This window comes from Faecalibacterium sp. An192, from assembly GCF_002160175.1.
Taxonomy (GTDB): domain Bacteria; phylum Bacillota; class Clostridia; order Oscillospirales; family Ruminococcaceae; genus Faecalibacterium.
The window spans coordinates 1-22144 of sequence record NZ_NFKB01000048.1 but is presented as its reverse complement, the minus strand read 5'-3'; the positions used below and the strand labels follow the sequence as shown (position 1 = coordinate 22144).

The following is a 22144-nucleotide window of genomic DNA, read 5'->3' as shown; positions in this document are numbered from 1 at the left end:
CGGGTGGGCGGGTTTTACAATCCCTGGTTTTTCATCAGCGTCTCCAGGACTGCCAGGTCGGCCGACAGGTCCATGCTCTCGGAGGCATACAGGGCGTCCAGCTGATGCTCAAACGCCGTGGCAATAACCCCCACGTTCCGCTCCACTTCGGTGCGGACCGACGCGGCGTTTTCACCCCGCACCCCCTGCCGGGCCATGGCGGCATACTGTTCCAGCACATGGACCGCGTCGGGCAGATAGTAGTTGGCAAAGCGGCGGATCTGCTTGGCCTTGGCGGGGTTCGATTCCACCACCTCGATGATGGAGCGGCCGGCCCGTTCCATCCGGTCCATGGCCGCCGACATCTGGGGATCGGGCAGAGCGTCGTTCAGGGCGTGGAGGGTGTCCAGCTTTTGCTGGATGTCGGTGAGCATCTGGTCCACGTCTCCGCTGCCGGTGTGGAAGGGCACTTCCCGCTCGGTCACCTGCGGCGGGCAGACCCGGCTGGCTGCGGCAAAAGCCGCCGCAGCCCCCACCAGCATCACCGCCAGCGCCCAGAGTTTATACACCGGCAGGACAATGCACAGCACAAGCCCTGCTGCCGCTGCCGCATAAAAGGGCAGGACGCTGGGCTTTTCGGTGCGGATGATTTTACTCATGGTCGTATCTCCTTCGGGCTAAAAACGCTGTTCATACCCTAATAATAAAGCCTTTTAACAAAAACGCAAGGGTTTGGGTCAAGAATTTACAGCTTGGAAATGATTTTATCTTTCTTTTTTCACCGCAGGTAGGGCCCCAGCGCCTTGCCCCAGGCCTCCCGCAGACGGTCCATCTGCCAGGCGGCATTGGCGGGGCTGGTGCTGGGCAGCCGGACGGCCGGAATCCCGCTGACCGGCTGCATGTATTGGGTGTAGAGTTTATGAGCGGCGGCGCCGTTGCAGAACACCGCCTCAATGGGGGCCTTGGCCAGAAGGGCGGCGATGTCCTCCGGCACGGCGTCCCGGATGGAGGCATCCGACGCCCCCTCGATGGTGCAGCTGGCCAGCACGTCCCAGAGGGCCAGGTTATGCCGCAGAATCAGTCCCCGCTTGGCCTCAATGTCCTCCCGGGCCGGGACGGCCTCGCCGGTGAGACTGGCCAGCAGCGGCCAGAACCGGTTGTTGGGGTGGCCATAGTAAAAGCCCATGGCCCAGCTCTTGGGGCTGGGCCAGCTGCCCAGGATCAGGGCCCTGCTGTGGGGGCCGTAAACCGGAGGAAAGCTCATCCCTTGAACGCGCCTCCCCAGGCCGAGCCCAGGTCCCGGCCGGAGGGCTCTGCCCGGGGCCCGTCGAACCACAGCTCCTCGATGAGGTCGGCCAGGCCGTCCTCCCGCACGTCGCCGATGATCCGGTCAGCGGCTGCCTTGGCGTCGGGGCTGCCGTTATCCATGCAGCAGCCCAGGCCGGCGGCCCGCAGCATCCCGATGTCATTGGCCGAGTCGCCGGCGGCCACCGTCTCGTCCAGGGTGATGCCCATAGCCTCGCACAGGCCTGCCAGGCCGGTGCCCTTGTCCACCCCTTCCCGGACGATGTCGTAGCAGCACCAGCCCATTTCGTCCCGGCCGCCTACCCGCATGAAATGCAGGTTCAGGTGGCCGTACTTCTTCTGGAAGGCCTCCACGGCCTCCTCGGGGGCCACCATAAAGGCGGCGTGGGGCATATCGATCAGATGGCGGTCCTGGTCCTCGCCGTCCACACAGGCAAGGCCGGGGCTGCCCATCCGCTCGTACCGGCTGCGCAGGCCCTCATAGCCGCAGTAGGCATAATAGGCATCCCGGAAGTTGAACTGCAGCAAATAGTCGTAATCCTCGCAGAAGTCCACCAGGGCGTACATTTCCTCGGGGATGAGGGGCCGCTCGTAGACCGAAGCGCCATTGCGGTCCACCACATAGGCGCCGTTGCAGGTGATGGCATAGTCAAAGCGGATGGCCCCCAGCTGGCCGGGGGTCTTGATGGCGGGCCAGGCCCGGCCGGTGCTCAGGACGAATTTCCCACCGGCGGCCTGCATCTTCTGGACGGCGGCCTCCACCGCAGGGCGGGGCCGCTTTTCCCCAAAGGGAACCAGGGTGTTGTCGTAATCGCTGGATAACAGTTTGTACTTCATGTCTTCCTCCCTTATTGGGCTTCCTCATCCGTTGCGGCAGCCGGTCAGGTCGCAGATGACCTCGCCGGCCAGAATCAGCCCCGCCGCCGACGGCACAAAGGCTAGGGAACCCGGGGCCCGCTTTTTGGGCGCGCCGGGCCGGGCGGTGGGCTCTGCGGTGGTTTCCGGCTCCATTTCCTCCATCCGCGGGGCAAGGGCCGGCTCTTTGGAATAGACTACTTTGAGGTGTTTGACCCCCCGTTTGCGGCATTCATTCCGCATCACCCGGGCCAGCGGGCAGACCGAGGTGTCGTAGATGTCCGCCACCTCAAAGCGGGAGGGATCCAGCTTGTTGCCCGCCCCCATGGAGCAGATGATGGGGACGCCGGCGGCCTGGGCCTGCATCACCAGGGCCAGCTTGCCGGTCACCGTGTCGATGGCGTCCACCACATAGCTGTACTGGGTGAAGTCGAACTGATCCGCCGTCTCGGGGGTGTAAAAGGTCTTGTAGGTGCGCACCTGGATATCGGGGTCAATGTCCCGGATGCGGGCCGCCGCGGCGTCCACCTTGTACTGACCCAGGGTGGAGCGGGTGGCAATGATCTGGCGGTTCAGGTTGCTCAGGCAGACCTTGTCGTCGTCGATCAGGTCCAGAGCTCCCACGCCGCTGCGGGCCAGGGCTTCCACCACATAGCCGCCCACGCCCCCCACGCCAAAGACGGCCACACGGGCCCGGCGAAGCTGATCCAATCCCGCCTGACCCAGCAGCAGCCGGGTGCGGGAGTACTGTTCTCTTGTCGTATCTGTCATAAACTATGGTTCTCCTTGAGCCAGCCCAGCAGGGCGGCGCGATGATTGGGTATGGTTTCTTCGATCACCTGGTCCAGGGCCTCGGCCAGCAGGCGGCCCACCATGGGCCCCGGCTTCACCCCCAGGTCCAGCAGGTCCCGGCCAGTGATGGCCAGCTGGCTCACCCGGCAGCAGGCCCCTTCTTCCAGCAGGGTTTCAGCGGCCCGGGCTGTCTCCCCAAAAGCCGCCTGTCCGGTCTGGGCCTGCCGCAGTGCCAGCAATCGCCGGACGGTGTCCGGTTCCAGCCGGGCCAGCAGACGCCGGGCCTGAAGCCGGGGGCTGTCCCCGTTGAGGGTCAAACCGCTCTCCTGCACCAGGGTGCAGACCTCTTTCGCCTGCGCTCCGGAACACCGCAGCCGGGCCACCGAGTCGCAGGCTGTCCCGGTTCCCGCCGGGGCCAGCAGAGCCGCCAGCCGGGCCAGCGGGTCAGGCATCAGGGCATCCACCACCCGGCGGCTTTCGGCGTACCGCTCCGGCTGCCGGGCGCAGTCCAGCCCGGGCAGAATCTGTTCCAGAATTTCGGGCGGCATCCACCGGGCGGGTTTGGGGGCCGACAGCAGTTTGTACAGCTCCTGTCCTATGCGCTCGGCCGAGACACAGTCCAGCCGGGCCCGCTCCTGCAGGGCGGCCCGGGCAGTGGCCGGGTCCAGATCCAAAGCCTCTTTGGCCCCAAACCGGTACAGCCGCAGAATTCGCAGACCGTCCTCCTCAAACCGGCGGGCCGGGTCTCCCACCGCCCGCACCACATGGCGGACCAGCAGGTCCTCCCGGCCGCCGAAGGGGTCCACCAGACCCTCGGCGTCGTTGTAGGCCATGGCGTTGATGGTGAAATCCCGCCGGGCCAGGTCCTCCCGCACATCCGCCACAAAGTTCACCCGGTCGGGGTGGCGGCCATCTGAATAGCCCTCCTCCACCCGGAAGGTGGTGACCTCATAAAAGCCGCCGTCCTGTTTGACAGTGACGGTGCCGTGCTGCAGGCCGGTGGGGATGCACTGTTTCTCCCCAAAGAGTTCCAGCACCTGCTGCGGCCTGGCGCTGGTGCAGATGTCCCAGTCGTGGGGCGTGCGCCCCGCCAGACTGTCCCGGACGCAGCCTCCCACCAGATAGCCCTGATACCCCGCCCTGTGCAGCGCTGCCAGGACGGCAGCCGCGCCGGGGTCCATTGCAATGGTCATTTCACGCCTCCTCAAAGTGCAGGGTGACGGCCTTGCCGTCAAAGCCGCATTCCGCCGCCGGGCAGATGGCCCGGGCCAGGGGCAGGAATTCCTCCGGCTCCTTGATGCGGGGGGAGTAATGGGCCAGCCACAGCCGCCGGGCCCCGGCACGGGCCGCCAGGCCCGCGCTCTGGGAAAAGGTGCTGTGACCATACTTGGCGGCCTCAGCGGCCTGTTCTTCCTCGGCGTAGGTGGCGTCGCAGACCAGCAGGTCCGCATCCCGGGCCGCCGCTTCCAGCGCGGGACAGGGCGCGGTATCCCCCGAGAACACCACCCGGATTCCCCGCCGGGCAGGGCCGCAGACTTCCTGGGGCTGGACGGTGCGGCCCAGAGCCTCCACCGCCTCTCCTTTTTGCAGCCGCTTCCATTCCTGCATGGGAACCCCCAGGGCCCGGGCCTTTTCGGGGTCAAACCGGCCGGCCCGGGGTAGATAAAAAGCATAGCCCTGGCTGGGCACCCGGTGCCGGGTGGGAATGGCGGACAATTCCGCCCCGCCCTCAAACCAGAGGGGCTGTTCGCCCGCATCGGCCAGCACCACCGGATAGGGCAGCGGCCCCGCCAGCACCCGCATCACGCTCCAGAAGGATTCCAGCCCTTTGGGCCCTGTCAGAAGCAGGGGCGCGGTGCGGCCCTGGCATCCGATGGTCTGCATCAGGCCCGGCAGACCGAACACATGATCCCCATGGTAATGGGTCAGACAAATGGCCTCCAGTTTGGAAAGGCTCACCCCGGCTTTCACGGCGGCAGCCTGGGTGCCCTCGCCGCAGTCCAGCAGCAGACTGTGGCCGCCCCAGGACAAAAGGGCCGCGGTCAGGGCGCGGTCGGGCAGCGGCATGGTGGCCGCGGTGCCCAGCAAGGTGACTGTAACCATATCCTGCCTCCTCTCTGCTCGAAAATACGCTTGTCAGCCCTGGGCGGGCTGTTCCCAATTTTTACAGACGTCCACCCAGGCCCTATATCCCGAGTGCTTTTCCAGCTCGGGGATGGTCAGCTCAATGGCGGAATTGCTGCTGCCGCAGGCGGGGAACACCGTCTCAAACCGTTTGAGGGAGGCGTCCAGATACACCGTCACCCCCGGGTTCACCGCAAAGGGGCAGACTCCGCCCACCGCGTGGCCGATGAGCCGGGCGGCCTCGTCGGCGGTCAGCATTTTGGCCTTGGTGCCAAACTGCTGTTTGTACTTGTGGTTGTCAATCTTGGCGTCTCCCGCGGCCACAATCAGCACCGGCCCCTCGTTCACCATAAAGGACAGGGTCTTGGCGATCCGGCCCGGCTCACAGCCCACCGCCTGGGCGGCCAGTTCCACTGTGGCGCTGGACACCGGAAACTCCAGCACCCGGTCCTCCATGCCGCAGGTTTTGAAATAGGCTTTGACTTTTTCAATGGACATTTTTCTTCCCCCTCCATCGGTTTGCACGCCCCGCGGGCGTATCTCTTATACTATAACACACACCGCCCCAAAACGCCATATTGACGCCCCTTTGCCGGGGGGCTTGACTTTTTTATTAGATCCGTTATAATGAGGGCGTTCCCGCCCGGAGAACAAAAACAGAATACCGTCTCATCGGAGGATCGTGTATCGCAATACACCAAAGAGATGCTGTATCTCTGATCGGATAAGATGTCGAGTGCGCTCGGTTGTTGTTACGTTGTTGCAATGGCCGGGCGCCTTTTTTGGTTTCTGGAAAATCGCCGCCCCGGACCGGCGCACCGGGGTTTATCCTCCGCTTTTCTCTTGCCATGACAGAAAGGAGATGTTTCATCTTTATGGAATCCACCGCACTTTTTGCCAAGACACCCCCTGTAAAGCTGTTCTTTATCGCCTCCATTCCCGGAGCCGTCAGCATGCTGGCCTCCTCGCTGTACCAGTTTCTGGACGGCATCTTTGTGGGGAACTTTCTCAACTCCACCGCCTTTGCGGCCCTCAATCTGGCCCTGCCCTTTGTCATCATCAACTTTTCCCTGGCCGACCTGATTGGCGTGGGGTCCTCGGTGCCCATTTCCATCGCCCTGGGCCGGGAAAACCGCCGGGAGGCCAACAACATTTTCACCTGCGCCTGCATCCTGATTGTGGCCACCGGCGCCCTGATGGGGGCCATCATGTTTGCGGCGGCGCCCTTCCTCATCGGCATGATGGGCGCCAAGGGCGATTTCGCCGCCCAGGCGGTCCAGTATCTGCGGACCTATGCCCTCTGTTCCCCCTTCACCACCATCCTGTTCGCAGTGGACAACTACCTGCGGATCTCGGGCTACATTCGGGGCAGCATGTATCTGAACATCCTGATGTCGGTCCTCTGCGTCGCCTTTGACGTGCTGTTTCTGGGCGTGTTCGGATGGGGCATCTGGGCGGCGGCCTTCGCCGCCTCGCTGGGCATGTTCCTGTGCGTCCTACTGGCCTTCATCCCCTTTGTCCGGGGCAAAGCCCTGCTCCACTTCTGCCGGCCCCGGTTTGAGGCCCGGCAGCTGCGCCAGATCTTTGTCTGCGGCTGTCCCAGCTTTTTGAACAACATCGCCGGCCGCATCACCTCCATTCTGATGAACCTGTTCCTGGTGCGGCTGGGCGGCGAGCTGGCCGTCTCGGTCTACGGCGTTCTGATGTACGTGGACGGCTTTATCCAGCCCCTCATGTACGGCATGTGCGATTCCCTCCAGCCGGCGGTGGGCTACAACTGGGGCGCCCGGAAATTCTCCCGGGTGCGGGCCATCGAAAAATGCTGCTTCATCGCGGCGGCGGTCATCTCGCTGGTGTCGGTGGTGGTCATCGGCCTGGCCCCGGCCTGGATTACCCGGCTGTTCATCGCCGGCGCCGCCGAGGACGCCCTGGCCATGTCGGTGGGCGCGCTGCAGCTGTTCAGCCTGACCTATCTGACCCGCTGGCTCTCCTTTGCCACCCAGAGCTATATGCTGGCCATCGAAAAGCCTCTGGCCGCCTCCATCATCTCGGTGTCCACCGCCCTGCTGTTCCCGGTGGCGCTTTTGCTGGTGCTGTGGCCTCTGGGGTTGCAGGGTTTGTGGATCAACTTCCCCGCCACCTCGGCCCTGGCGGCCATCCTGGCAGCGGTGATCCTCCGCCGCAAGTGGCCGGAGCTCCATCAGCCCGACGCCGCCTGACCCGGGTCATGCCGCGGCCATATGCCCGGTTATTCCCACAAGGCATTTGTGCTTTTCCTTCTCTTGTGCTATAGTAGGATATGGAATCCGCCGCCCGGCTGCTGCGGCATCCGGCGGCACAAAACACAGGTATAAGGAGAACCATCACGTGAACAAACAGCTGAAAACTCTGACTTTGTCCGCCATGTTCCTTGCTCTGGGCCTGGTACTGCCCTTCTTCACCGGGCAGATCCCCCAGATTGGCAGCATGCTGCTGCCCATGCACCTTCCCGTGTTCCTCTGCGGTCTGATCTGCGGCTGGCAGTACGGCGCAGCCGTGGGTTTCATTGTACCCCTGCTGCGGTCGGTCCTGTTCGGGATGCCGCCCCTGTTCCCCACCGCCACCTCCATGGCCTTTGAGCTGATGACCTACGGCCTGGTGGTGGGCCTGCTGTACAGCCGGTCCCGCTGGCAGTGCATCCGGGCCCTGTACCGCTGCCTGCTGCTGGCCATGCTGGCCGGCCGCGCCGTCTGGGGCGTGGTGCAGGCGGTGCTGCTGGGCCTGACCGGCAGCGCCCTGACCCTGCAGGTCTTTATGGCCAGCGCCTTCCTCAACGCCATCCCCGGCATCATCATCCAGCTGATCCTGATTCCTACGGTGATGGTGGCCCTCAACCGCACCGGGCTGGTGCCCTTCCGTCAGGCCAAAAAGCCCGCCGGCGAAACCCGCTGATCCCACAAACCAAAAACCGGAGCCTTCCAAAAGGCTCCGGTTTTTTCATATCCGCCGATCCTGCTCAATCTTCTCCCGCAGGCGGGACAGAAACAGTTCCGCCGCCGGGGAAAACACCTGATACTTTTTCCACACAATATCCAGGCCCGACTCCAGCCTTGGCCACAGGGGCCGGAAACACAGTTTGCTGCTCTCCGAGGTGTTGGCCAGGCCGTCCAGGGTGATGGCGTACCCCACCCCCGCCTCCACCAGCAGGGCCGCATTGTACACCAGGTTATAGTTGACCGCAATGTCCAGCTTGCCGAAGTCCTCCCCAAACCAGTCCGCAAAGGCGTTTTCTCCCGGGTGGGGGGTGATGACCTGGCGGGAACAGATCAGAGGCAGCTCCATCAGGTCGGCCTTTTCGATGTACTCCTTCTGGGCCAGGGGGCTGTCCCGGCGCATCAGCACCCCCCAGACGTCCTTGGCCGGCAGGCTGAGGGTGTCGTATTTGGCGATGTCCGCCGGCTGGATCAGGATGCCGAAATCCAGCAGGCCCTTGTCCAGCCGGTCGGTCACGTCCTGGGCGTTGCCGCTGTGCAGGTGATACCGGATGCCGGGGCACTCTGCCCGCAGCTGCCGGATCAGGTCCGCAATGGGGCACAGGCCCCGGGTCTCGCCGCTGCCGATGTAGATATCTCCGCTGATGGTGTCCTCCAGGGCGATGAACTCGGCCTCGGTCTTGTCCACCATAGCTACAATCTCCTCGGCCCGCTTGCGCAGCAGCACTCCCTCGGGGGTCAGGTCCACCCGGTGGCTTTTGCGGATGAGAAGCTGACGGCCCAGCTCCTGCTCCAGGTCCTGCATCTGCCGGGACAGGGTGGGCTGGGTCAGGTGCAGAAAATTGGCGGCCCGGGTGATGCTGCCCTCCCGGGCTACCGCCAGAAAATAGCGCAGTGTCCGTATCTCCATCCCTATGCGGCAGGGCGCGGCCTTCCGGGCCCCTGCCGTCCTCCTTTCCGCTTTTTGCCTTTTCAGTATACACCCTTTTTGGTATGCCTGCCAAGCATTTCTCCCAATAAAAACGAAGTATTTGCTATTTGACCGGCGCTGTCCTACAATACAACCAGAAACAAACCCCAGCGGGCCAAGGAGGTGTGCCGGATGGAAACCCTTTCAGAAGAGCAGGTGTTCCGCCTGCGGCGGAACCTGTCGGACGCCGGATGCGACGACGACCTCATTGCCCGCTTTCTGGAGCTGGAGCAGGCCCACCGCCGCTGCGAACAATACCGCATGCTGGCCCGCCAGAAGGCAGCCCTGCTCCAGACGCTCCACTGTGTGGAATATAAGATTGACTGTCTCGATCACCTGCTCTACCTGATGCACAAGCAGGACGCAGATCCCAAAGGAGGTTTTTGGCTATGACCCAAGAAGCACTGCACCTGACCCAGGAATGGGACAAGACCTTTGCCCCCAGCAGCCAGGTCACCCACCGCAAGGTGACCTTCCACAACCGGTACGGCATCACCCTGGCGGCTGACCTCTATCAGCCGGCGGACGCCGCCGGGCCCCTGCCCGCCCTTGCGGTCTGCGGCCCCTTCGGCGCCGTCAAGGAACAGGCCTCGGGCCTGTACGCCCAGACCATGGCCGAAAAGGGCTTTCTGACCCTGGCCTTTGACCCCTCCTTCACCGGCGAGAGCGGAGGCCAGCCCCGGTACATGGCCTCCCCCGACATCAACACCGAGGACTTCCAGGCCGCGGTGGATTTCCTGTCGGTGCAGGACAACGTGGACCCCGACAAAATCGGCATCATCGGCATCTGCGGCTGGGGCGGCCTGGCCCTGAACACCGCCGCCCTGGACACCCGGGTCCGGGCCACCGTCACCTCCACCATGTACGACATGAGCCGGATCAACGCCAAGGGCTACTTTGACGCCGAGGACAGCGAAGAAGCCCGCCACGCCAAGCGGGCCGCCCTGAACGCCCAGCGCACCGCCGACTACCGCAGCGGCAGCTATGTGCTGGGAGGCGGCGTGGTGGACCCCCTGCCGGAGGACGCCCCCTTCTTTGTGAATGACTACTACGACTACTACAAGACGCCCCGGGGCTATCATCCCCGGTCCCTCAACTCCAACGGCGGCTGGAACGTCACCGGCTGCATTTCCTTCCTCAACCAACCCATCCTGGCCTACACCAATGAAATCCGCAGTGCCGTGCTGGTGATCCACGGCGAAAAGGCCCACTCCTGCTACATGAGCCGGGACGCCTTTGCGGCCATGATGGAGGGCAATCCCTGCCCCGAAAACAAAGAGCTGCTCATCATCCCCGGGGCGGTCCACACCGATCTCTACGACCGGACCGACGTCATCCCCTTCGACACCATGGCAGCGTTTTTCCACAAGTACCTGGATTAAAGTTGAAAAGAGCGGACCTGCAAAGGTCCGCTCTTTTTGGTTGTCAGGTTTCCGGATCGGGTTGGGATTTGGAGAAGACGTTGCGGCGGCAGATCTGCCAGCTGACCGCAGCGGCCACCACTTCGGTGACCCAGAAGGCGTGCCAGACGCCCACCGCGCCCCAGATGCGGCTGAGCACAAAGGCCACCGGGATGATGCACAGAGCGTACCGCAGCAGGGAGATCAGCAGCGAGGGCCCGCCCATGCCCAGGCCCTCCAGGGCGCCGCAGGAAATAACCGACACCGCCGAAATGATAAAGCCCAGGCTGATGATCCGCAGGGCGGTGCTGCCCACCGCGATGGTCTCGGCGTTGGAGGAGAACAGGCCGATAAGCCAGTCCGGCACCACCCAGCACAGGACGGTGCCCACCGCCATGATCCCCACCGAGAGGGTCAGGCCGGTCATAAAGATTTTGCGGACCCGCTCATGCTCCCGGGCGCCGTAGTTGTAGCCGATGATGGGCCGCATGCCCTGGACAATGCCGCTGGCCGGCAGGTACAGGAAGGTCTGGAGCTTGTAGTAGACGCCCAGCACCAGCACATAGACCTCAGAGTACGCCGTCAGGATGATGTTCAGGCAGGAGATCAGCAGGGAGGGCAGGGCCAGATTCAGAGTGGCCGGCACGCCCACGGCGTACATCTTCCGGGTGATGGCCCAGTCGATCATATCCCGGCCAAAACGGATGCGGACGGGGATACGGCCGGTGAAATAGCAGACCAGATAAATGCCCAGGCTGAACAGCTGGCCCACGCCGGTGGCGATGGCTGCGCCTTCCACACCCATGGCCGGGAAGGGGCCCCAGCCAAAGATCAGCACCGGGTCCAGCAGGATATTGGTGACGCAGCCCGACAGCATGCAGACCATGGTCATCATCATCTTGCCGGTGGCCTGGCAGATTTTTTCCAGCGACATGGCCGCGGCGACCACGGCGGAGAAGGCAAAGGCGATCCGGGAATAGCGCACGCCCAGGTCAATCACCACCCCGTCGGTGGTGAACATCCCCAGAAAGGCCGGCATGACGGGGATGCAGATGGCCATCAGCACCAGGCCGTGGAGGACGTTCCATACGATGCTCTGGGAGGCGGCCGCCGTGGCTTTGCGGCTTTCCTGAGCCCCCAGATGATAGGAGATGACGGCGTTGGCGCCCACCGAAAAGCCGATGGTCACCGCATTGATCAGGTTCTGCAGCGGGAACACCAGAGACAGGGCCGTCATGGCGCTCTCGCTGATCTGGGCTACATAGTAGCTGTCCACGATGTTGTACAGCGACGACACCAGCATCGACAGCACCATCGGCAGAGACATGGACAACACCAGCGGCAGAACCGGTTTTGTTTTCATAAAGCTTTGCTGCATGTAATTAAGGCTCCTTGCGTTGTGTAGTGAATTTCATGCCCTTTTGGCAACCAAAGGGCCCCATTAAAAAAAGCTATATTCTCCCCTGTTTGTCTCAGAAACAGGAAAAAATATAGCTTTCGCAGTGCATATTGTAATACAGACCCGCCCGGTTGTCAAGCGCCAAATTCTGAAAAAATCGCGGCGGCGGGCCGCTTTCCTTCCGGGCCGGGCCGTGTTATAATAAAACAGCCAGCCAATCCCGGCTCCCGGACTGGCTTTTGGCCCGCCGGGCCGCATAGACTGGTACAAAGCAAACCAAGCGAGGTGTACATCCATGAAAGTTCTTATGATCAACGGCAGCCCCCGGGTGGGCGGCAACACGTCCATCGCCCTCAAGGAGATGGAGGCTGTCTTCGCCCAGGAGGGCATCGAGACCGAAACCATCCAGATTGGCAACCAGGCCATCCGCGGCTGCATCGCCTGCAATACCTGTGCCCAGAAGGGCCAGTGTGTCTTTGACGACGCCGTCAACGCCGTGGCCCCCAAGTTCGAGGCCTGCGACGGCCTGGTCATCGCGTCCCCGGTGTATTACGCCTCGGCCAACGGCACCCTGATCTCCTTCCTGGACCGGTTGTTCTACAGCACCCACTTCAGCAAGGCCATGAAGGTGGGCGCCAGCGTGGTGGTGGCCCGCCGCGGCGGCCTGTCTGCCACCTTTGACCAGCTGAACAAATACTTCACCATCGCCGGTATGCCGGTGGCCTCCAGCCAGTACTGGAACAGCGTCCACGGCCGCGCCCCCGGCGAGGCCGCCCAGGATGCCGAGGGCCTGCAGACCATGCGGGTTCTGGCCCGGAACATGTCCTTCCTGATCAAGAGCATCGCCCTGGGCAAAGAGACCTACGGCCTGCCCGAGGCCGAGGCCCCCCAGCGCACCAGTTTCATCCGGTAATTTTCCCCGTCCATGCCCGCCTTCCCCGCCGGAAGGCGGGCCTTTTTGCGCCTTGACAAAGGGGCTTTCTCTATGCTATCGTGTCATCGAACCATATCACAAGGAGACAATGTCATGCGCTACAATGCAGCCCCCATGGAGGGCCTCACCGACCGGGTCTGGCGCCAGACCCATCAGCACATCTTCGGCGGGGCGGACCGGTATTACGCCCCCTTTATCTCCCCGCCCGAAAACCGCATCCCGGTGAAAAAGAAGATGGACGAGCTTCTGCCCGAGGCCAACCCCGGCGTGCCGGTGATCCCCCAGCTTTTGGGCAAGGACGGCAGCTGCGCCGCCTGGATGATCGGCGTTCTGCGCCAGATGGGCTACACCGAGGTCAACCTGAATTTCGGCTGTCCCTCCGGCACCGTCACCGCCAAGGGAAAGGGCGCCGGCATGCTGCGGGACCTGGAGGCTTTGGACCGGTTCCTGGACATGGTCTTTGAGGAGGCAGGCAGGCCCATCTCGGTCAAAACCCGGATCGGGGTGGACAAGCCGGAGGAATTCCAGGCCATTCTGGAGGTCTACAACCGCTATCCCCTGGCCGAGCTCATCATCCATCCCCGGGTGATGCGCCAGCTGTACCGGGGCCAGGCAGACCGGGACGCCTTTGCCGCCGCCCTGCCCGCCTGCCATTTTCCCGTCTGCTACAACGGGGACATCACCACGCCCCAGGACCTCGCCGCCCTGGAGGCCGCCTGGCCCGGTCTTTCGGGCCTGATGGCGGGCCGGGGCCTCATTGCCGACCCGGCCCTGTTCCGCCGGGCCCGGGGCGGGGCCCCCGCCTCCAAAGAGGAGCTGCGGGCCTATCTGGATGGGCTGTACACCGGCTACACCGCCGCCTTTGGCAGCGCTCCCGCCGCCATCAGCCGGATGAAAGCCTTCTGGCACGAGTGCATCGGCCTGTTTGAGGGGACCGAAAAGCTGGAAAAGCAGCTAAAAAAGCTGCGGGAGCCCTGGGAATATGAGGTGACGGTGAACCAGATTTTCACCCTGCCCCTGCGCCGGTAACGAAAAACCCGCCACCCCTCACGGGGGCAGCGGGCCGGATCAGATGTGGATGGAATCAGACATCCAGATAGTTGCGCAGCAGCGCCTGCAGCAGGTCATCGCGGTCAACCTTGCGAATCAGGGAGCGCGCGCCGTTGTGGGTCGTGATGTAGGTGGGGTCTTCCGACAGGATGTAGCCCACCAGCTGATTGACCGGGTTATAGCCCTTCTCTTTCAGCGCAGCATACACTTGCTGCAATATCTCACGGATCTGCTCGTCCTTTTCATCGTGGATCGAAAAAATAGCAGTAGGTTCACTCATAACAATCCACTCCCTTCTGCTTTGTGGATACAAAGCGGTCTGCGGCCACGGGCTGCCGCACAAATGCTTCTTTTATTCTACACGAATCAGGCCCAAACTTCAAGTACGGATACAAATATTTACAAAACAGCTACATCTAAAGTAGTATTTGAGCCTCTGTTTTGAGCACGGTGCGAGGGCTTTTTCCCTGCATCGCGGGCCCCAAGTGGGGCATCGTCCCATTTTCAGGTCATTTTCCCGCTCTGAGCGGGTCCGGCCGGCGGCCGGGAAAGGAGGAGCTGTATGATCTTCGGCATCGGATGCGATCTGTGCGCCGTGGCCCGGATGGAAAAAAGCCTCACCGGCCCCCACGGGGCCGCCTTTGCGCGGCGGGTGCTGGGCCCTGAGGAGCGGGCCGCCCTGGGCCTCTCGGAGGAGGGAGAGGGCACCCTCTCGGCCCACCGCATCGCCAGCGCGGCGGCCGACTTTGCCGCCAAGGAGGCCTTCCTCAAGGCGGCAGGCACCGGTCTGGCGGGCCCCTTCTCCCTGGCCGAGATCCAGGCTGTGCGGCTCCCCTCCGGGGCGCCGGCCTACCGGTTTTCGGGCCGGACCGCCGAGTGGGTGGCCCAGCACCAGCTCACCGCCCATCTCACCCTCAGCCACGACGGCGGCATGGCCATGGCGGTCTGCCTGCTGGAAGAAAACGGAACTCCCTGCATAAGATAAACCAGCGGCGGCCTGCATAGGCCCGGGGCCTTTGGGGCATACTTCTGGTGTCACCCAAAGGGCTGCGGGCCGCTGGCACGCCAACACATAGAGCGGCCAGATACCGCGCCCCCCAATCTGTAAGGAGGGAGTTCCATGGAGGTACACAGAGGAGAAGTTTTTTACGCCGACCTGTCGCCTGTGGTCGGCTCGGAGCAGGGCGGCGTCCGCCCGGTGCTGATCGTCCAGAACGAAATCGGAAACCGGCACAGCCCCACCGTGATCGCGGCGGCCATTACATCCCGGCTGGATAAGACCCGCCTGCCCACCCACATCAACATCCGGGCGGCCGACACCGGCCTGGCCAAGGACAGCGTGGTGCTGCTGGAGCAGATCCGCACGTTGGATAAGCACCGGCTGCGCCAGCGCGCCGGCCAGATCACCCCCGAGGACCAGAAACGGGTCAACCAGGCCCTGGACGTCAGCCTGGGGCTGAACGGCTATTGAGCTTCCTGGCGGCCTGACCCGCCACACTGAAAATCCCCGCCTGGCATTGCGCCACGGCGGGGATTTTTTGGGTGATACACCACAAGGAAATGAAAAACCCCGGAACGTATGTTCCGGGGTCTGGTGGACGGTACAGGACTCGAACCTGTGACCTCCTGCACGTCAAGCAGATGCTCTACCAGCTGAGCTAACCGTCCAAAGTGTCTCGCGACTCAAGTATAATACCACACTTTGGCGGAAAATGCAAGAGGTTTTTTCAATTTTTCTTCAAATCAGACGCCGGCGCGGTCCGGGTTCCAGAGAATGCTCTCCTCCGAGGTCTCCACGGTGCCGTAATGGATCTCATAGGGCAGGGTCTTGTTGTAGCGGAAACCGCACTTTTCGATGACCCGCGCCGAGCGGGTGTTGCGGTCAAAGTGGCCCGCAATCAGGAAATCCAGCTTTTCCACCTCAAACAGGTACCGGATCACCGCCTTGACCGCCTCGGGCATCAGTCCCTGGCCCCAGCAGTCTTTAGCCAGCACATAGCCGATCTCCCGGCCCCGGGGGCCGGCCAGCTCGGGATAATTTTCCTCGTCGTAGCACTCAATGCCCAGGGAACCCACCACCCTGCCCTGATATTCCAGGGCGAAGGTCTTGTGCTGGCTGATGAACAGGTCCAGAATTTTCTGGGTCTCCTCCCGGCTCTGGTGGGGCAGCCATCCGGCCATCTGGCCCACCCCATCCACCCGGGCATAGGCGTAAAAATCCTCCAGGTCCTCCGGACGCCAGGGGCGCAGGGTCAGCCGCGGGGTATGGAGCACCACATCCCGGATATCAATGGGCGAGTTCATGGACTTTTCAGCCCTCCTGCACCATCATCCGGGCAGCCTTGTAAATATCGCCGCAGCCCAGGGTGATGACCAGGTCGCCTTCCCGGGCGTTTTCCTTGACCCACTGGGCGGCCGCATCCAGGCTGTCTACCACCACGGCCCCGGGGATCTTGGCGGCCAGCTTGGCGCTGTTGATGGAGGGGTCGTTGGGCTCACGGCTGCCCAGAATCGGGGTCAGAACGGTGACGTCGGCCAGCTTCAGCACGTCTACAAAATCATTCAGCAGCATTTTGGTGCGGCTGTATGTAAACGGCTGATGGACGGCGATCAGGCGCTTGTAGCCCAGTTCCTTGGCGGTGGTGAGGGTAGCCCGCATTTCGGTGGGGTGATGGGCATAGTCGTCCACCACCACGGCGCCGTTGCACTCGCCGTACACCTCAAAGCGGCGGCATGCGCCCTTGAAGGAGGCCAGGGCATCGGCGCACTGCTCCACGGTCAGGCCCATGGACAGGCAGACGGCGCACATGGCCAGAGCGTTGTAGATGTTGTGGTAGCCGGGCACCGCCAGCTTGATGTGGCCGGTGGCATGGTCCCAGGACTTCAGGTCGAACTCATAGAAGCCGGGGCGGTACTCGGTGATGTTGATGGCCTGATAGTCGCCGCTGTTCTTGATGCCGAAGGTGCGGACACGGCGCTGGATGGTGTACATGACATCCATGGTGTTCTTGTCGTCGGCGTTGGCGAAAATCATAAACTGGGTCATGAGGGAGAAGCGCTTGAAGGCAAACTTCAGCTCGCCCATGCTGCCGTAGTAGTCCAGATGGTCGTTGTCAATGTTCAGCACCACCGACAGATAGGGGGTCAGCTTGAGGAAGGTCTCGGCGTACTCGCAGGCCTCCACCACAATGTCGTCACCCTTGCCGGCCTTGCCGTAGCCGCCGATCAGGGGCAGCTTGCCGCCGATGACGGCGCTGGGGTCCCGGCCTGCCAGTTCCAGGGCGGTGGTGATCATGGCGGTGGTGGTGGTCTTGCCGTGGGTGCCCGAGACACAGATGCTGTTCTTGTACAGGCGGCTCACATAGCCCAGCAGGACGCTGCGCTCCACCGTGGGGATGCCGTAGCTCTCGGCGGCGGCCAGCTCCACATTGTCCTTGGGGATGGCGGCCGAATAGACCACCAGATCGGCGCCGACGATGTTGTCGGCGTCGTGGTGCAGGGTCACCTTGATGCCCATTTCCCGCTCGGAGCGGATGATGCTGCCGTCCAGCACGTCGCTGCCCGAAATTTCATACCCCTTAGCTGCCAGAATCTGGATCAGCGGGTACATGCCGCTGCCGCCGCAGCCGATGAAATGAATCTTTTTGACATGATCCAGCAGGCGCTGGTCATAATTGCTGAACATGTTCATAAAACGCGTTACCTCCCTATATCCGCGGCCCGTCCGGCCGGAAGAAGTCCTGGACCGGGCCCGATGGCTCCCGCAGGACACAATGGTGCATTGTTACTGATTATTATAGTATTTTTAGCGGACGAAATAAACAGTTCCCCTTCATTTTTGAGAAAAAGCCGGAAATCACTTCTCTTTTTTGTAGGATACTACAAGAGCAGACCGCCGGCCCGATCGGCTTCCGGGACTGTTCAGCGGCCCTTCCGGGCCATAATTTCGTCCAGAATGGCCCCGGCCACCGCGTCCTTGCTCATCAGGGGCAGCTGCCGCACGCCGCCATCCGGTGTCAGGAAAGTGACCAGGTTGGTGTCCACCCCAAAGCCCGCTCCCGGGTCCTTGAGGTTGTTGGCCACGATCATGTCCAGATTTTTCCGCTGGAGCTTTTCGGCCGAGTGAGCCACCATGTCCCGGGTTTCCATCGAGAAGCCGCAGAGGAACTGATGGGTTTTGCGGGGGCCGATGGTGCCCAGAATGTCGGCGGTGCGCACCAGAGGGATGCTCATATCCCCGTCCGACTTTTTGACCTTGTCGGCGGCCACGGTGGCGGGCCGGTAATCGGCCACCGCCGCCGCCATCACCAGAATATCGGTCTGTTCAAAGCGGCTGGTGACGGCCTCATACATATCCTGCGCCGAGGTGATGGCCACATCTTCCGTGAAGCGCACCGGCTCCAGGGCGGTGGGACCATGGATCAGGGTGACGCTGGCGCCCCGCATGGCGGCAGCCCGGGCCACCGCATAGCCCATTTTGCCGGTGGAGTGGTTGGTCAGGAACCGGACCGGGTCAATGGCCTCCTGGGTGGGGCCGGCGGTGACGGTCACCCGCAGGCCTGCCAGGTCCTTGGGGGTGAGGGCCTGCTCCACATAGTCCAGCAGGACGGCGTCGGCGGGCAGGCGGCCCTTGCCCACGTCATGGCAGGCCAGGACCCCGCTCTCGGACGGAATGATGGTGAATCCGTACCGCTCCAGGGTGCGGATGTTGTCCTGGGTGATGGGGTTTTCCAGCATGCCGGTGTTCATGGCCGGAGAGACCAGTTTGGGGCAGCCGGCCGCCAGGACGGTGGTGGTCAGCATATCGTCGGCGATGCCGTGGGCCATCTTGGCGATGACGTTGGCGGTGGCGGGGGCCACCAGAATCACGTCCGCCTTTTTGGCCAGCGAAATATGAGTGACGTCAAATTGAAAGTCGCGGTCAAAGGTATCCACGATACACTTGTGGCCGGTCAGAGTCTCAAAGGTCAGGGGTGTGATGAACTGGGTGGCGTTGCGGGTCATGATGACCTCCACATCGGCCCCCCGCTTTTTCAGCGCGCTGGCCACATTGGCCATCTTATAGGCGGCGATGCCGCCGGTGATCCCCAACAGGACACACTTGCCTTGCAGATCCATAAGGAATGCCCTCCCTGTTTCAGTGATTGCTGTGCTATAGACAGTATAAACCAATCCGGCCAGGATGACAAGCGCAGGCTGCCCGTCCTGCTCCCAAACGCAAAAAAGCGCCCCCGCGGCCTGTCAAATCGCGGGAGCACTTTTCGGGGGGTAAACGGACGGCCCTTGATGGCGCGCAGGCCGTCCCGGGAATCGCTTAGTTAGATGGTTTCTGCCGCAGCGGCCTTGAGCCGGGCCAGGTCTGCGGCGTCGGGATGGCTGGCAGCCTGGTCAAAGTTGGCCAGCATCATGGCCCGCCGGGGGCTGTCCTCCATCTGCAGGTAGCGGTCGCGGACCGCCTGGGGCATTTTGCCCTGACACATATAGGTGCCCAGAACCTGGACGCCGGGGGCGAGGTTTTCCTTCACCCGGGCCAGAATCTGGTCGAAATAGGCCGGAGATCCGCCAAAGCCGGCGGTGCCGAAGAGGAATACCTTCTGGCCGGTCAGCCCCTGCAGGAACTCCTTCAGCGGCTGGTCACAGGTGCCCTTGTCGGTCCAGAACCCCGCATACACCACGTCGGCGGCCAGGGCCTCCGGGGCGGGCGCACCGAAGTAAACACATTCTTCCGGGGGCAGAGCGTCCCGGATGGCCTGGGCCAGCAGGGCGGTATTACCGGTCCGGCTGCTGTAAACGATTGCGTAGCTCATTTGGTTTCCTTCCTTTCATAGATGCAGTGGACGCCGCGGTGGGCCATTATCCCGCCCAGGCACTCTTTATTGCAGCGGACGCAGCGGTGAATCTCACCGGCGCGGCCTTCCTGTACCTTTCTGGGCCATTCGGGGTCGGCGATCAGCTGGCGGCTCATGGCCGCACAGTCGATCCGTCCGGACTGCAGCTGTTCTTCCACAAAGTCGGGGTCACCCAGGCCGCCCACCCCGCAGATGGGCAGCTGGCTCAGGGCCCGCACCTGGTCGCAGAACTTCAAGAAGCAGCCCTCATCCCCAAAGACCGGGTGATTCCGGGGCGGGATGGTGTCGCTCAGTTCCCCGTGGTTGGCCAGGGTCACATGGAAGCTGGTGACTCCCGCCTGTTCCAGCAGGGGCACAAAGACGGGGAGCTCTTCCTCCAGCACGCCGGCGTTGCCGTAGTGGGGGTTCTCCTGCCGCACCGCCAGCTTGTAGTCGATGGGCAGCTGGGGCAGACGGCGGCGGATGGCGGACACCGCCTCCACCGCAAAGCGGGCCCGGTTTTCGGGGCTGCCGCCGTAGGCGTCGGTGCGGTGGTTGAACACCGAGGAGCTGAAGCTGCCGCACATCCGGTCCCCGTGGACCTGGACCATATCAAAGCCGGCCTCCACCGCCTTTTCGGCGGCGGTGCCGAAGGCCTCGGTGATCCGGTGAATCTTCTCCAACGGCAGGCCGGTGATGTAGGGTCCCACCTGCTGGTTCAGAAGGGGGCGCAGCTCCTCCATCGAGATTTTCTTGGTCAGCACGCCGGGGATGTACTTGAGCATCCCTTTCAGGTTGGAGTCGGACTGATGCAGCTGGGCGCAGATCCGGCAGCCCTCGCTGTGGACGGCGTCCACCATGGCCTTGTAATAGGCAAAGCCCTTTTTGGAATACAGGGACGGCCCGAATTTGCCGGGCAGCACCGGCACATCCCCAATGATAATCATGGCGCAGCCGCCGGCGGCCAGGCGGCGCAGATAGGCCACCTGTTCCTCCATGGGCAGGCCCATGCTGGTGGGGGCAAAAATAATCCGGTTCTTTAAAACAAGCCCGCCGTAGTTCAGAGGGCTGGTGATGGTTTCATACATAGCAGGATCTTCTTTCTGAAGTGGATTGCAAGGGTCTTTTTTCTTGACCTGGTCAAGTATAGCAGCTTAGCTTGACAAAGTCAAGTATTCAATCGTGAAAATTTTGAGGCAGCCTTCTCTCCCCCGCGGTCTATGGAAATTTGCCTTGGGTTGTGGTATTCTGGGGCAGTGCAGGGATATTTCCTGCCGCCAGGCTCCCCGGGCCGCCTGATATGCGCCCGGTTCCCCGCTGCTTTTTTGAGGGTCAACCTGCCCGCAGACCGGGCGTTCCCCTCTTATATTTATAACGAACGCGCCATCCGGAAAGGGGGCATCGCCATGCGCGGCGGCATCATCTCCCAAAAAATTGCATAAACCCATGTAAATCATCACAGAAACACTTGCGATATTTACATGGGAGGACCCGAACATGAAAGAAAACAAATACGACAACGACGTCTTTTTCCAGAAATACAGCCAGATGCTGCGGTCTCAAAAGGGTTTGCAGGGGGCCGGCGAATGGTCCGAGCTGCAGAAGATGCTTCCCGCTTTTGCGGGGCAGCGGGTTCTGGACCTGGGGTGCGGCTACGGCTGGCATTGCAAATACGCCGCCGACCATCAGGCCTCCTCGGTGCTGGGGACGGACATTTCGGAGAAAATGCTTCAAAAGGCCCGGGAAATCAACTCCGCCCCGCAAATTCAGTACCAGCGCATCGCCATGGAGGACCTGGACTTTCCCGACGAGAGCTTCGATGTAGTTTTGAGCTCCCTGGCCTTCCACTATGTACAGGATTTTGGGGCCCTGGCGGCCCGGATTGCCCGATGGGTCCGGCCCGGCGGCCATTTTGTCTTTTCGGTGGAACACCCGGTGTTCACCGCCTATGGTACCCAGGACTGGTACTACGACCAAAACGGAAAGATCCTTCATTTTCCGGTGGACAACTATTACTATGAGGGTCGCCGGGAGGCGGTTTTCCTGGGGGAAAAGGTCATCAAGTACCACCGGACTCTGACCACCTACCTGAATACCCTGCTGATCAACGGTTTTGAGCTGCAGCATGTTGTGGAGCCCCAGCCCCCTGCGGAAATGCTGCATCTGGAGGGCATGAAAGACGAAATGCGGCGGCCCATGATGCTGCTGGTGGCCGCCGTCCGGAAGTAAGCCCCGCTTTTCCATCTGCCTGAATCCAAAGGCAGTCAAAAAGCAGTCCGATTCGGCGCAAAGGCAAAAAAGAAAGCACACAGCCCGGACGTTCCGTCCTTGCTGTGTGCTTTTTGGTGGTGCACCTCCAGGGACTCGAACCCTGGGCCCACTGATTAAGAGTCAGTTGCTCTACCAACTGAGCTAGAGGTGCATAATGCCGGCATCTACCTATTTTCACAGGCCGTTTCCAGCCAACTATCTTCGGCACAAGTGAGCTTAACTTCTGTGTTCGGAATGGGAACAGGTGGGACCTCACCGTCATCGA

Annotated in this window: 24 protein-coding genes, 2 tRNA genes and 1 rRNA gene; 9 read left to right on the top strand and 18 right to left on the bottom strand. The window is 62.4% G+C overall.

Annotated elements, in window-relative coordinates:
- Positions 1-14: 14 nt before the first annotated feature.
- The 7 genes from B5F27_RS13005 to B5F27_RS12975 form a co-directional block, all read right to left on the bottom strand.
- Positions 15-638, bottom strand: coding sequence for a 5-bromo-4-chloroindolyl phosphate hydrolysis family protein (locus B5F27_RS13005; protein ID WP_087368371.1), 624 nt, complete (start codon positions 636-638; stop codon positions 15-17).
- A 119-nt stretch (positions 639-757) separates the two neighbouring features.
- Complete coding sequence (locus tag B5F27_RS13000; protein ID WP_087368369.1) at positions 758-1243, bottom strand: DNA-deoxyinosine glycosylase; 486 nt, start codon at positions 1241-1243, stop codon at positions 758-760.
- Positions 1240-2121, bottom strand: a complete 882-nt coding sequence (locus B5F27_RS12995) for an HAD family hydrolase (RefSeq protein WP_087368367.1) — start codon at positions 2119-2121, stop codon at positions 1240-1242. The genes B5F27_RS13000 and B5F27_RS12995 overlap by 4 nt, the downstream gene beginning before the upstream one ends.
- 24 nt (positions 2122-2145) lie before the next feature.
- Entirely contained in the window at positions 2146-2910 is a 765-nt protein-coding gene (locus tag B5F27_RS12990; RefSeq protein ID WP_087246424.1) for a tRNA threonylcarbamoyladenosine dehydratase, read from the bottom strand.
- Entirely contained in the window at positions 2907-4124 is a 1218-nt protein-coding gene (locus B5F27_RS12985) for a tRNA nucleotidyltransferase (RefSeq protein ID WP_087368365.1), read from the bottom strand. Before B5F27_RS12985 ends, B5F27_RS12990 begins: the two co-directional genes overlap by 4 nt.
- 1 nt (position 4125) lies before the next feature.
- A complete protein-coding gene (locus B5F27_RS12980; protein WP_087368363.1) occupies positions 4126-5034 on the bottom strand; it encodes a ribonuclease Z in 909 nt (302 codons plus the stop codon).
- 33 nt (positions 5035-5067) lie between these two features.
- Entirely contained in the window at positions 5068-5553 is a 486-nt protein-coding gene (locus B5F27_RS12975) for a YbaK/EbsC family protein (protein WP_087368361.1), read from the bottom strand.
- A gap of 377 nt (positions 5554-5930) precedes the next feature.
- Between B5F27_RS12975 and B5F27_RS12970 the strand changes: the two genes are divergently transcribed.
- Both B5F27_RS12970 and B5F27_RS12965 read left to right on the top strand, forming a co-directional pair.
- Positions 5931-7274 (top strand): MATE family efflux transporter, encoded by a 1344-nt coding sequence (locus tag B5F27_RS12970; protein ID WP_087368359.1) that lies wholly within the window; start codon positions 5931-5933, stop codon positions 7272-7274.
- A gap of 148 nt (positions 7275-7422) precedes the next feature.
- Positions 7423-7986, top strand: coding sequence for an ECF transporter S component (locus tag B5F27_RS12965; RefSeq protein WP_087368357.1), 564 nt, complete (start codon positions 7423-7425; stop codon positions 7984-7986).
- Positions 7987-8031: 45 nt separating this feature from the next.
- Here B5F27_RS12965 and B5F27_RS12960 read toward each other — a convergent pair whose 3' ends face one another.
- Positions 8032-8937 carry a LysR family transcriptional regulator gene (locus tag B5F27_RS12960; RefSeq protein ID WP_087246430.1) on the bottom strand — a complete coding sequence of 302 codons (906 nt, stop codon included), beginning with the start codon at positions 8935-8937 and terminating at the stop codon, positions 8032-8034.
- Positions 8938-9129: 192 nt separating this feature from the next.
- Here B5F27_RS12960 and B5F27_RS12955 point away from each other — a divergent pair, with 192 nt between their 5' ends.
- Together B5F27_RS12955 and B5F27_RS12950 are read left to right on the top strand one after the other, a co-directional pair.
- On the top strand, positions 9130-9390 hold the full coding sequence (locus tag B5F27_RS12955) for a hypothetical protein (protein WP_087246431.1): 261 nt from the start codon (positions 9130-9132) through the stop codon (positions 9388-9390).
- A complete protein-coding gene (locus B5F27_RS12950; RefSeq protein WP_087368355.1) occupies positions 9387-10379 on the top strand; it encodes an alpha/beta hydrolase in 993 nt (330 codons plus the stop codon). The genes B5F27_RS12955 and B5F27_RS12950 overlap by 4 nt, the downstream gene beginning before the upstream one ends.
- Positions 10380-10422: 43 nt before the next feature.
- On the opposite strand, the gene B5F27_RS12945 is transcribed toward B5F27_RS12950, so the two are convergent.
- A complete protein-coding gene (locus B5F27_RS12945; protein WP_087368353.1) occupies positions 10423-11775 on the bottom strand; it encodes an MATE family efflux transporter in 1353 nt (450 codons plus the stop codon).
- Positions 11776-12091: 316 nt separating this feature from the next.
- Between B5F27_RS12945 and B5F27_RS12940 the strand changes: the two genes are divergently transcribed.
- Together B5F27_RS12940 and B5F27_RS12935 are read left to right on the top strand one after the other, a co-directional pair.
- Positions 12092-12709 (top strand): flavodoxin family protein, encoded by a 618-nt coding sequence (locus B5F27_RS12940; RefSeq protein WP_087368351.1) that lies wholly within the window; start codon positions 12092-12094, stop codon positions 12707-12709.
- Positions 12710-12823: 114 nt separating this feature from the next.
- The gene (locus B5F27_RS12935; protein ID WP_087368349.1) at positions 12824-13759 is read left to right on the top strand and encodes a tRNA-dihydrouridine synthase family protein; all 936 of its coding nucleotides are present in this window, start codon (positions 12824-12826) and stop codon (positions 13757-13759) included.
- Between the two features lie 55 nt (positions 13760-13814).
- On the opposite strand, the gene B5F27_RS12930 is transcribed toward B5F27_RS12935, so the two are convergent.
- Positions 13815-14060, bottom strand: coding sequence for an IreB family regulatory phosphoprotein (locus B5F27_RS12930; protein WP_087246436.1), 246 nt, complete (start codon positions 14058-14060; stop codon positions 13815-13817).
- A 282-nt stretch (positions 14061-14342) separates the two neighbouring features.
- Here B5F27_RS12930 and B5F27_RS12925 point away from each other — a divergent pair, with 282 nt between their 5' ends.
- On the top strand, positions 14343-14765 hold the full coding sequence (locus B5F27_RS12925) for a holo-ACP synthase (RefSeq protein ID WP_087246437.1): 423 nt from the start codon (positions 14343-14345) through the stop codon (positions 14763-14765).
- Positions 14766-14900: 135 nt separating this feature from the next.
- Positions 14901-15251 carry a type II toxin-antitoxin system PemK/MazF family toxin gene (locus tag B5F27_RS12920; protein ID WP_087246438.1) on the top strand — a complete coding sequence of 117 codons (351 nt, stop codon included), beginning with the start codon at positions 14901-14903 and terminating at the stop codon, positions 15249-15251.
- A gap of 121 nt (positions 15252-15372) precedes the next feature.
- On the opposite strand, the gene B5F27_RS12915 is transcribed toward B5F27_RS12920, so the two are convergent.
- From B5F27_RS12915 to bilR, 6 genes are all read right to left on the bottom strand, one after another.
- Positions 15373-15448 (bottom strand) — tRNA-Val (locus B5F27_RS12915).
- 75 nt (positions 15449-15523) lie between these two features.
- Complete coding sequence (locus B5F27_RS12910) at positions 15524-16084, bottom strand: GNAT family N-acetyltransferase (RefSeq protein ID WP_087368347.1); 561 nt, start codon at positions 16082-16084, stop codon at positions 15524-15526.
- Between the two features lie 7 nt (positions 16085-16091).
- Entirely contained in the window at positions 16092-17471 is a 1380-nt protein-coding gene (murC, locus tag B5F27_RS12905) for a UDP-N-acetylmuramate--L-alanine ligase (RefSeq protein WP_087246440.1), read from the bottom strand.
- A 230-nt stretch (positions 17472-17701) separates the two neighbouring features.
- Positions 17702-18898 carry a bifunctional phosphopantothenoylcysteine decarboxylase/phosphopantothenate--cysteine ligase CoaBC gene (gene coaBC / locus B5F27_RS12900; protein ID WP_087368345.1) on the bottom strand — a complete coding sequence of 399 codons (1197 nt, stop codon included), beginning with the start codon at positions 18896-18898 and terminating at the stop codon, positions 17702-17704.
- Between the two features lie 200 nt (positions 18899-19098).
- Positions 19099-19587: a flavodoxin family protein BilS gene (gene bilS / locus B5F27_RS12895; protein WP_087368343.1), complete on the bottom strand. Its 489-nt coding sequence runs from the start codon at positions 19585-19587 to the stop codon at positions 19099-19101.
- On the bottom strand, positions 19584-20696 hold the full coding sequence (bilR, locus tag B5F27_RS12890) for a bilirubin reductase (RefSeq protein WP_087368341.1): 1113 nt from the start codon (positions 20694-20696) through the stop codon (positions 19584-19586). The genes bilS and bilR overlap by 4 nt, the downstream gene beginning before the upstream one ends.
- 409 nt (positions 20697-21105) lie before the next feature.
- Between bilR and B5F27_RS12880 the strand changes: the two genes are divergently transcribed.
- The gene (locus tag B5F27_RS12880) at positions 21106-21837 is read left to right on the top strand and encodes a class I SAM-dependent methyltransferase (protein WP_087368337.1); all 732 of its coding nucleotides are present in this window, start codon (positions 21106-21108) and stop codon (positions 21835-21837) included.
- Between the two features lie 117 nt (positions 21838-21954).
- On the opposite strand, the gene B5F27_RS12875 is transcribed toward B5F27_RS12880, so the two are convergent.
- Together B5F27_RS12875 and rrf are read right to left on the bottom strand one after the other, a co-directional pair.
- Positions 21955-22030: transfer RNA gene (locus tag B5F27_RS12875), tRNA-Lys, on the bottom strand.
- A gap of 4 nt (positions 22031-22034) precedes the next feature.
- Positions 22035-22144 (bottom strand): 5S ribosomal RNA (rrf, locus tag B5F27_RS12870); the annotation flags it as partial.

Coding starts and splice junctions, on each gene's coding strand:
- B5F27_RS12940 (WP_087368351.1), top strand. CDS start 12,092: ATGAAAGTTCTTATGATCAACGGCAGCCCCCGGGTGGGCGGCAACACG.
- B5F27_RS12925 (WP_087246437.1), top strand. CDS start 14,343: ATGATCTTCGGCATCGGATGCGATCTGTGCGCCGTGGCCCGGATGGAA.
- B5F27_RS12990 (WP_087246424.1), bottom strand. CDS start 2,910: ATGACAGATACGACAAGAGAACAGTACTCCCGCACCCGGCTGCTGCTG.
- B5F27_RS12985 (WP_087368365.1), bottom strand. CDS start 4,124: ATGACCATTGCAATGGACCCCGGCGCGGCTGCCGTCCTGGCAGCGCTG.
- B5F27_RS13005 (WP_087368371.1), bottom strand. CDS start 638: ATGAGTAAAATCATCCGCACCGAAAAGCCCAGCGTCCTGCCCTTTTAT.
- B5F27_RS12995 (WP_087368367.1), bottom strand. CDS start 2,121: ATGAAGTACAAACTGTTATCCAGCGATTACGACAACACCCTGGTTCCC.
- B5F27_RS13000 (WP_087368369.1), bottom strand. CDS start 1,243: ATGAGCTTTCCTCCGGTTTACGGCCCCCACAGCAGGGCCCTGATCCTG.
- B5F27_RS12930 (WP_087246436.1), bottom strand. CDS start 14,060: ATGAGTGAACCTACTGCTATTTTTTCGATCCACGATGAAAAGGACGAG.
- coaBC (WP_087368345.1), bottom strand. CDS start 18,898: ATGGATCTGCAAGGCAAGTGTGTCCTGTTGGGGATCACCGGCGGCATC.
- B5F27_RS12955 (WP_087246431.1), top strand. CDS start 9,130: ATGGAAACCCTTTCAGAAGAGCAGGTGTTCCGCCTGCGGCGGAACCTG.
- bilR (WP_087368341.1), bottom strand. CDS start 20,696: ATGTATGAAACCATCACCAGCCCTCTGAACTACGGCGGGCTTGTTTTA.
- B5F27_RS12970 (WP_087368359.1), top strand. CDS start 5,931: ATGGAATCCACCGCACTTTTTGCCAAGACACCCCCTGTAAAGCTGTTC.
- B5F27_RS12910 (WP_087368347.1), bottom strand. CDS start 16,084: ATGAACTCGCCCATTGATATCCGGGATGTGGTGCTCCATACCCCGCGG.
- B5F27_RS12980 (WP_087368363.1), bottom strand. CDS start 5,034: ATGGTTACAGTCACCTTGCTGGGCACCGCGGCCACCATGCCGCTGCCC.
- B5F27_RS12880 (WP_087368337.1), top strand. CDS start 21,106: ATGAAAGAAAACAAATACGACAACGACGTCTTTTTCCAGAAATACAGC.
- B5F27_RS12950 (WP_087368355.1), top strand. CDS start 9,387: ATGACCCAAGAAGCACTGCACCTGACCCAGGAATGGGACAAGACCTTT.
- murC (WP_087246440.1), bottom strand. CDS start 17,471: ATGAACATGTTCAGCAATTATGACCAGCGCCTGCTGGATCATGTCAAA.
- B5F27_RS12960 (WP_087246430.1), bottom strand. CDS start 8,937: ATGGAGATACGGACACTGCGCTATTTTCTGGCGGTAGCCCGGGAGGGC.
- bilS (WP_087368343.1), bottom strand. CDS start 19,587: ATGAGCTACGCAATCGTTTACAGCAGCCGGACCGGTAATACCGCCCTG.
- B5F27_RS12920 (WP_087246438.1), top strand. CDS start 14,901: ATGGAGGTACACAGAGGAGAAGTTTTTTACGCCGACCTGTCGCCTGTG.
- B5F27_RS12935 (WP_087368349.1), top strand. CDS start 12,824: ATGCGCTACAATGCAGCCCCCATGGAGGGCCTCACCGACCGGGTCTGG.
- B5F27_RS12945 (WP_087368353.1), bottom strand. CDS start 11,775: ATGCAGCAAAGCTTTATGAAAACAAAACCGGTTCTGCCGCTGGTGTTG.
- B5F27_RS12975 (WP_087368361.1), bottom strand. CDS start 5,553: ATGTCCATTGAAAAAGTCAAAGCCTATTTCAAAACCTGCGGCATGGAG.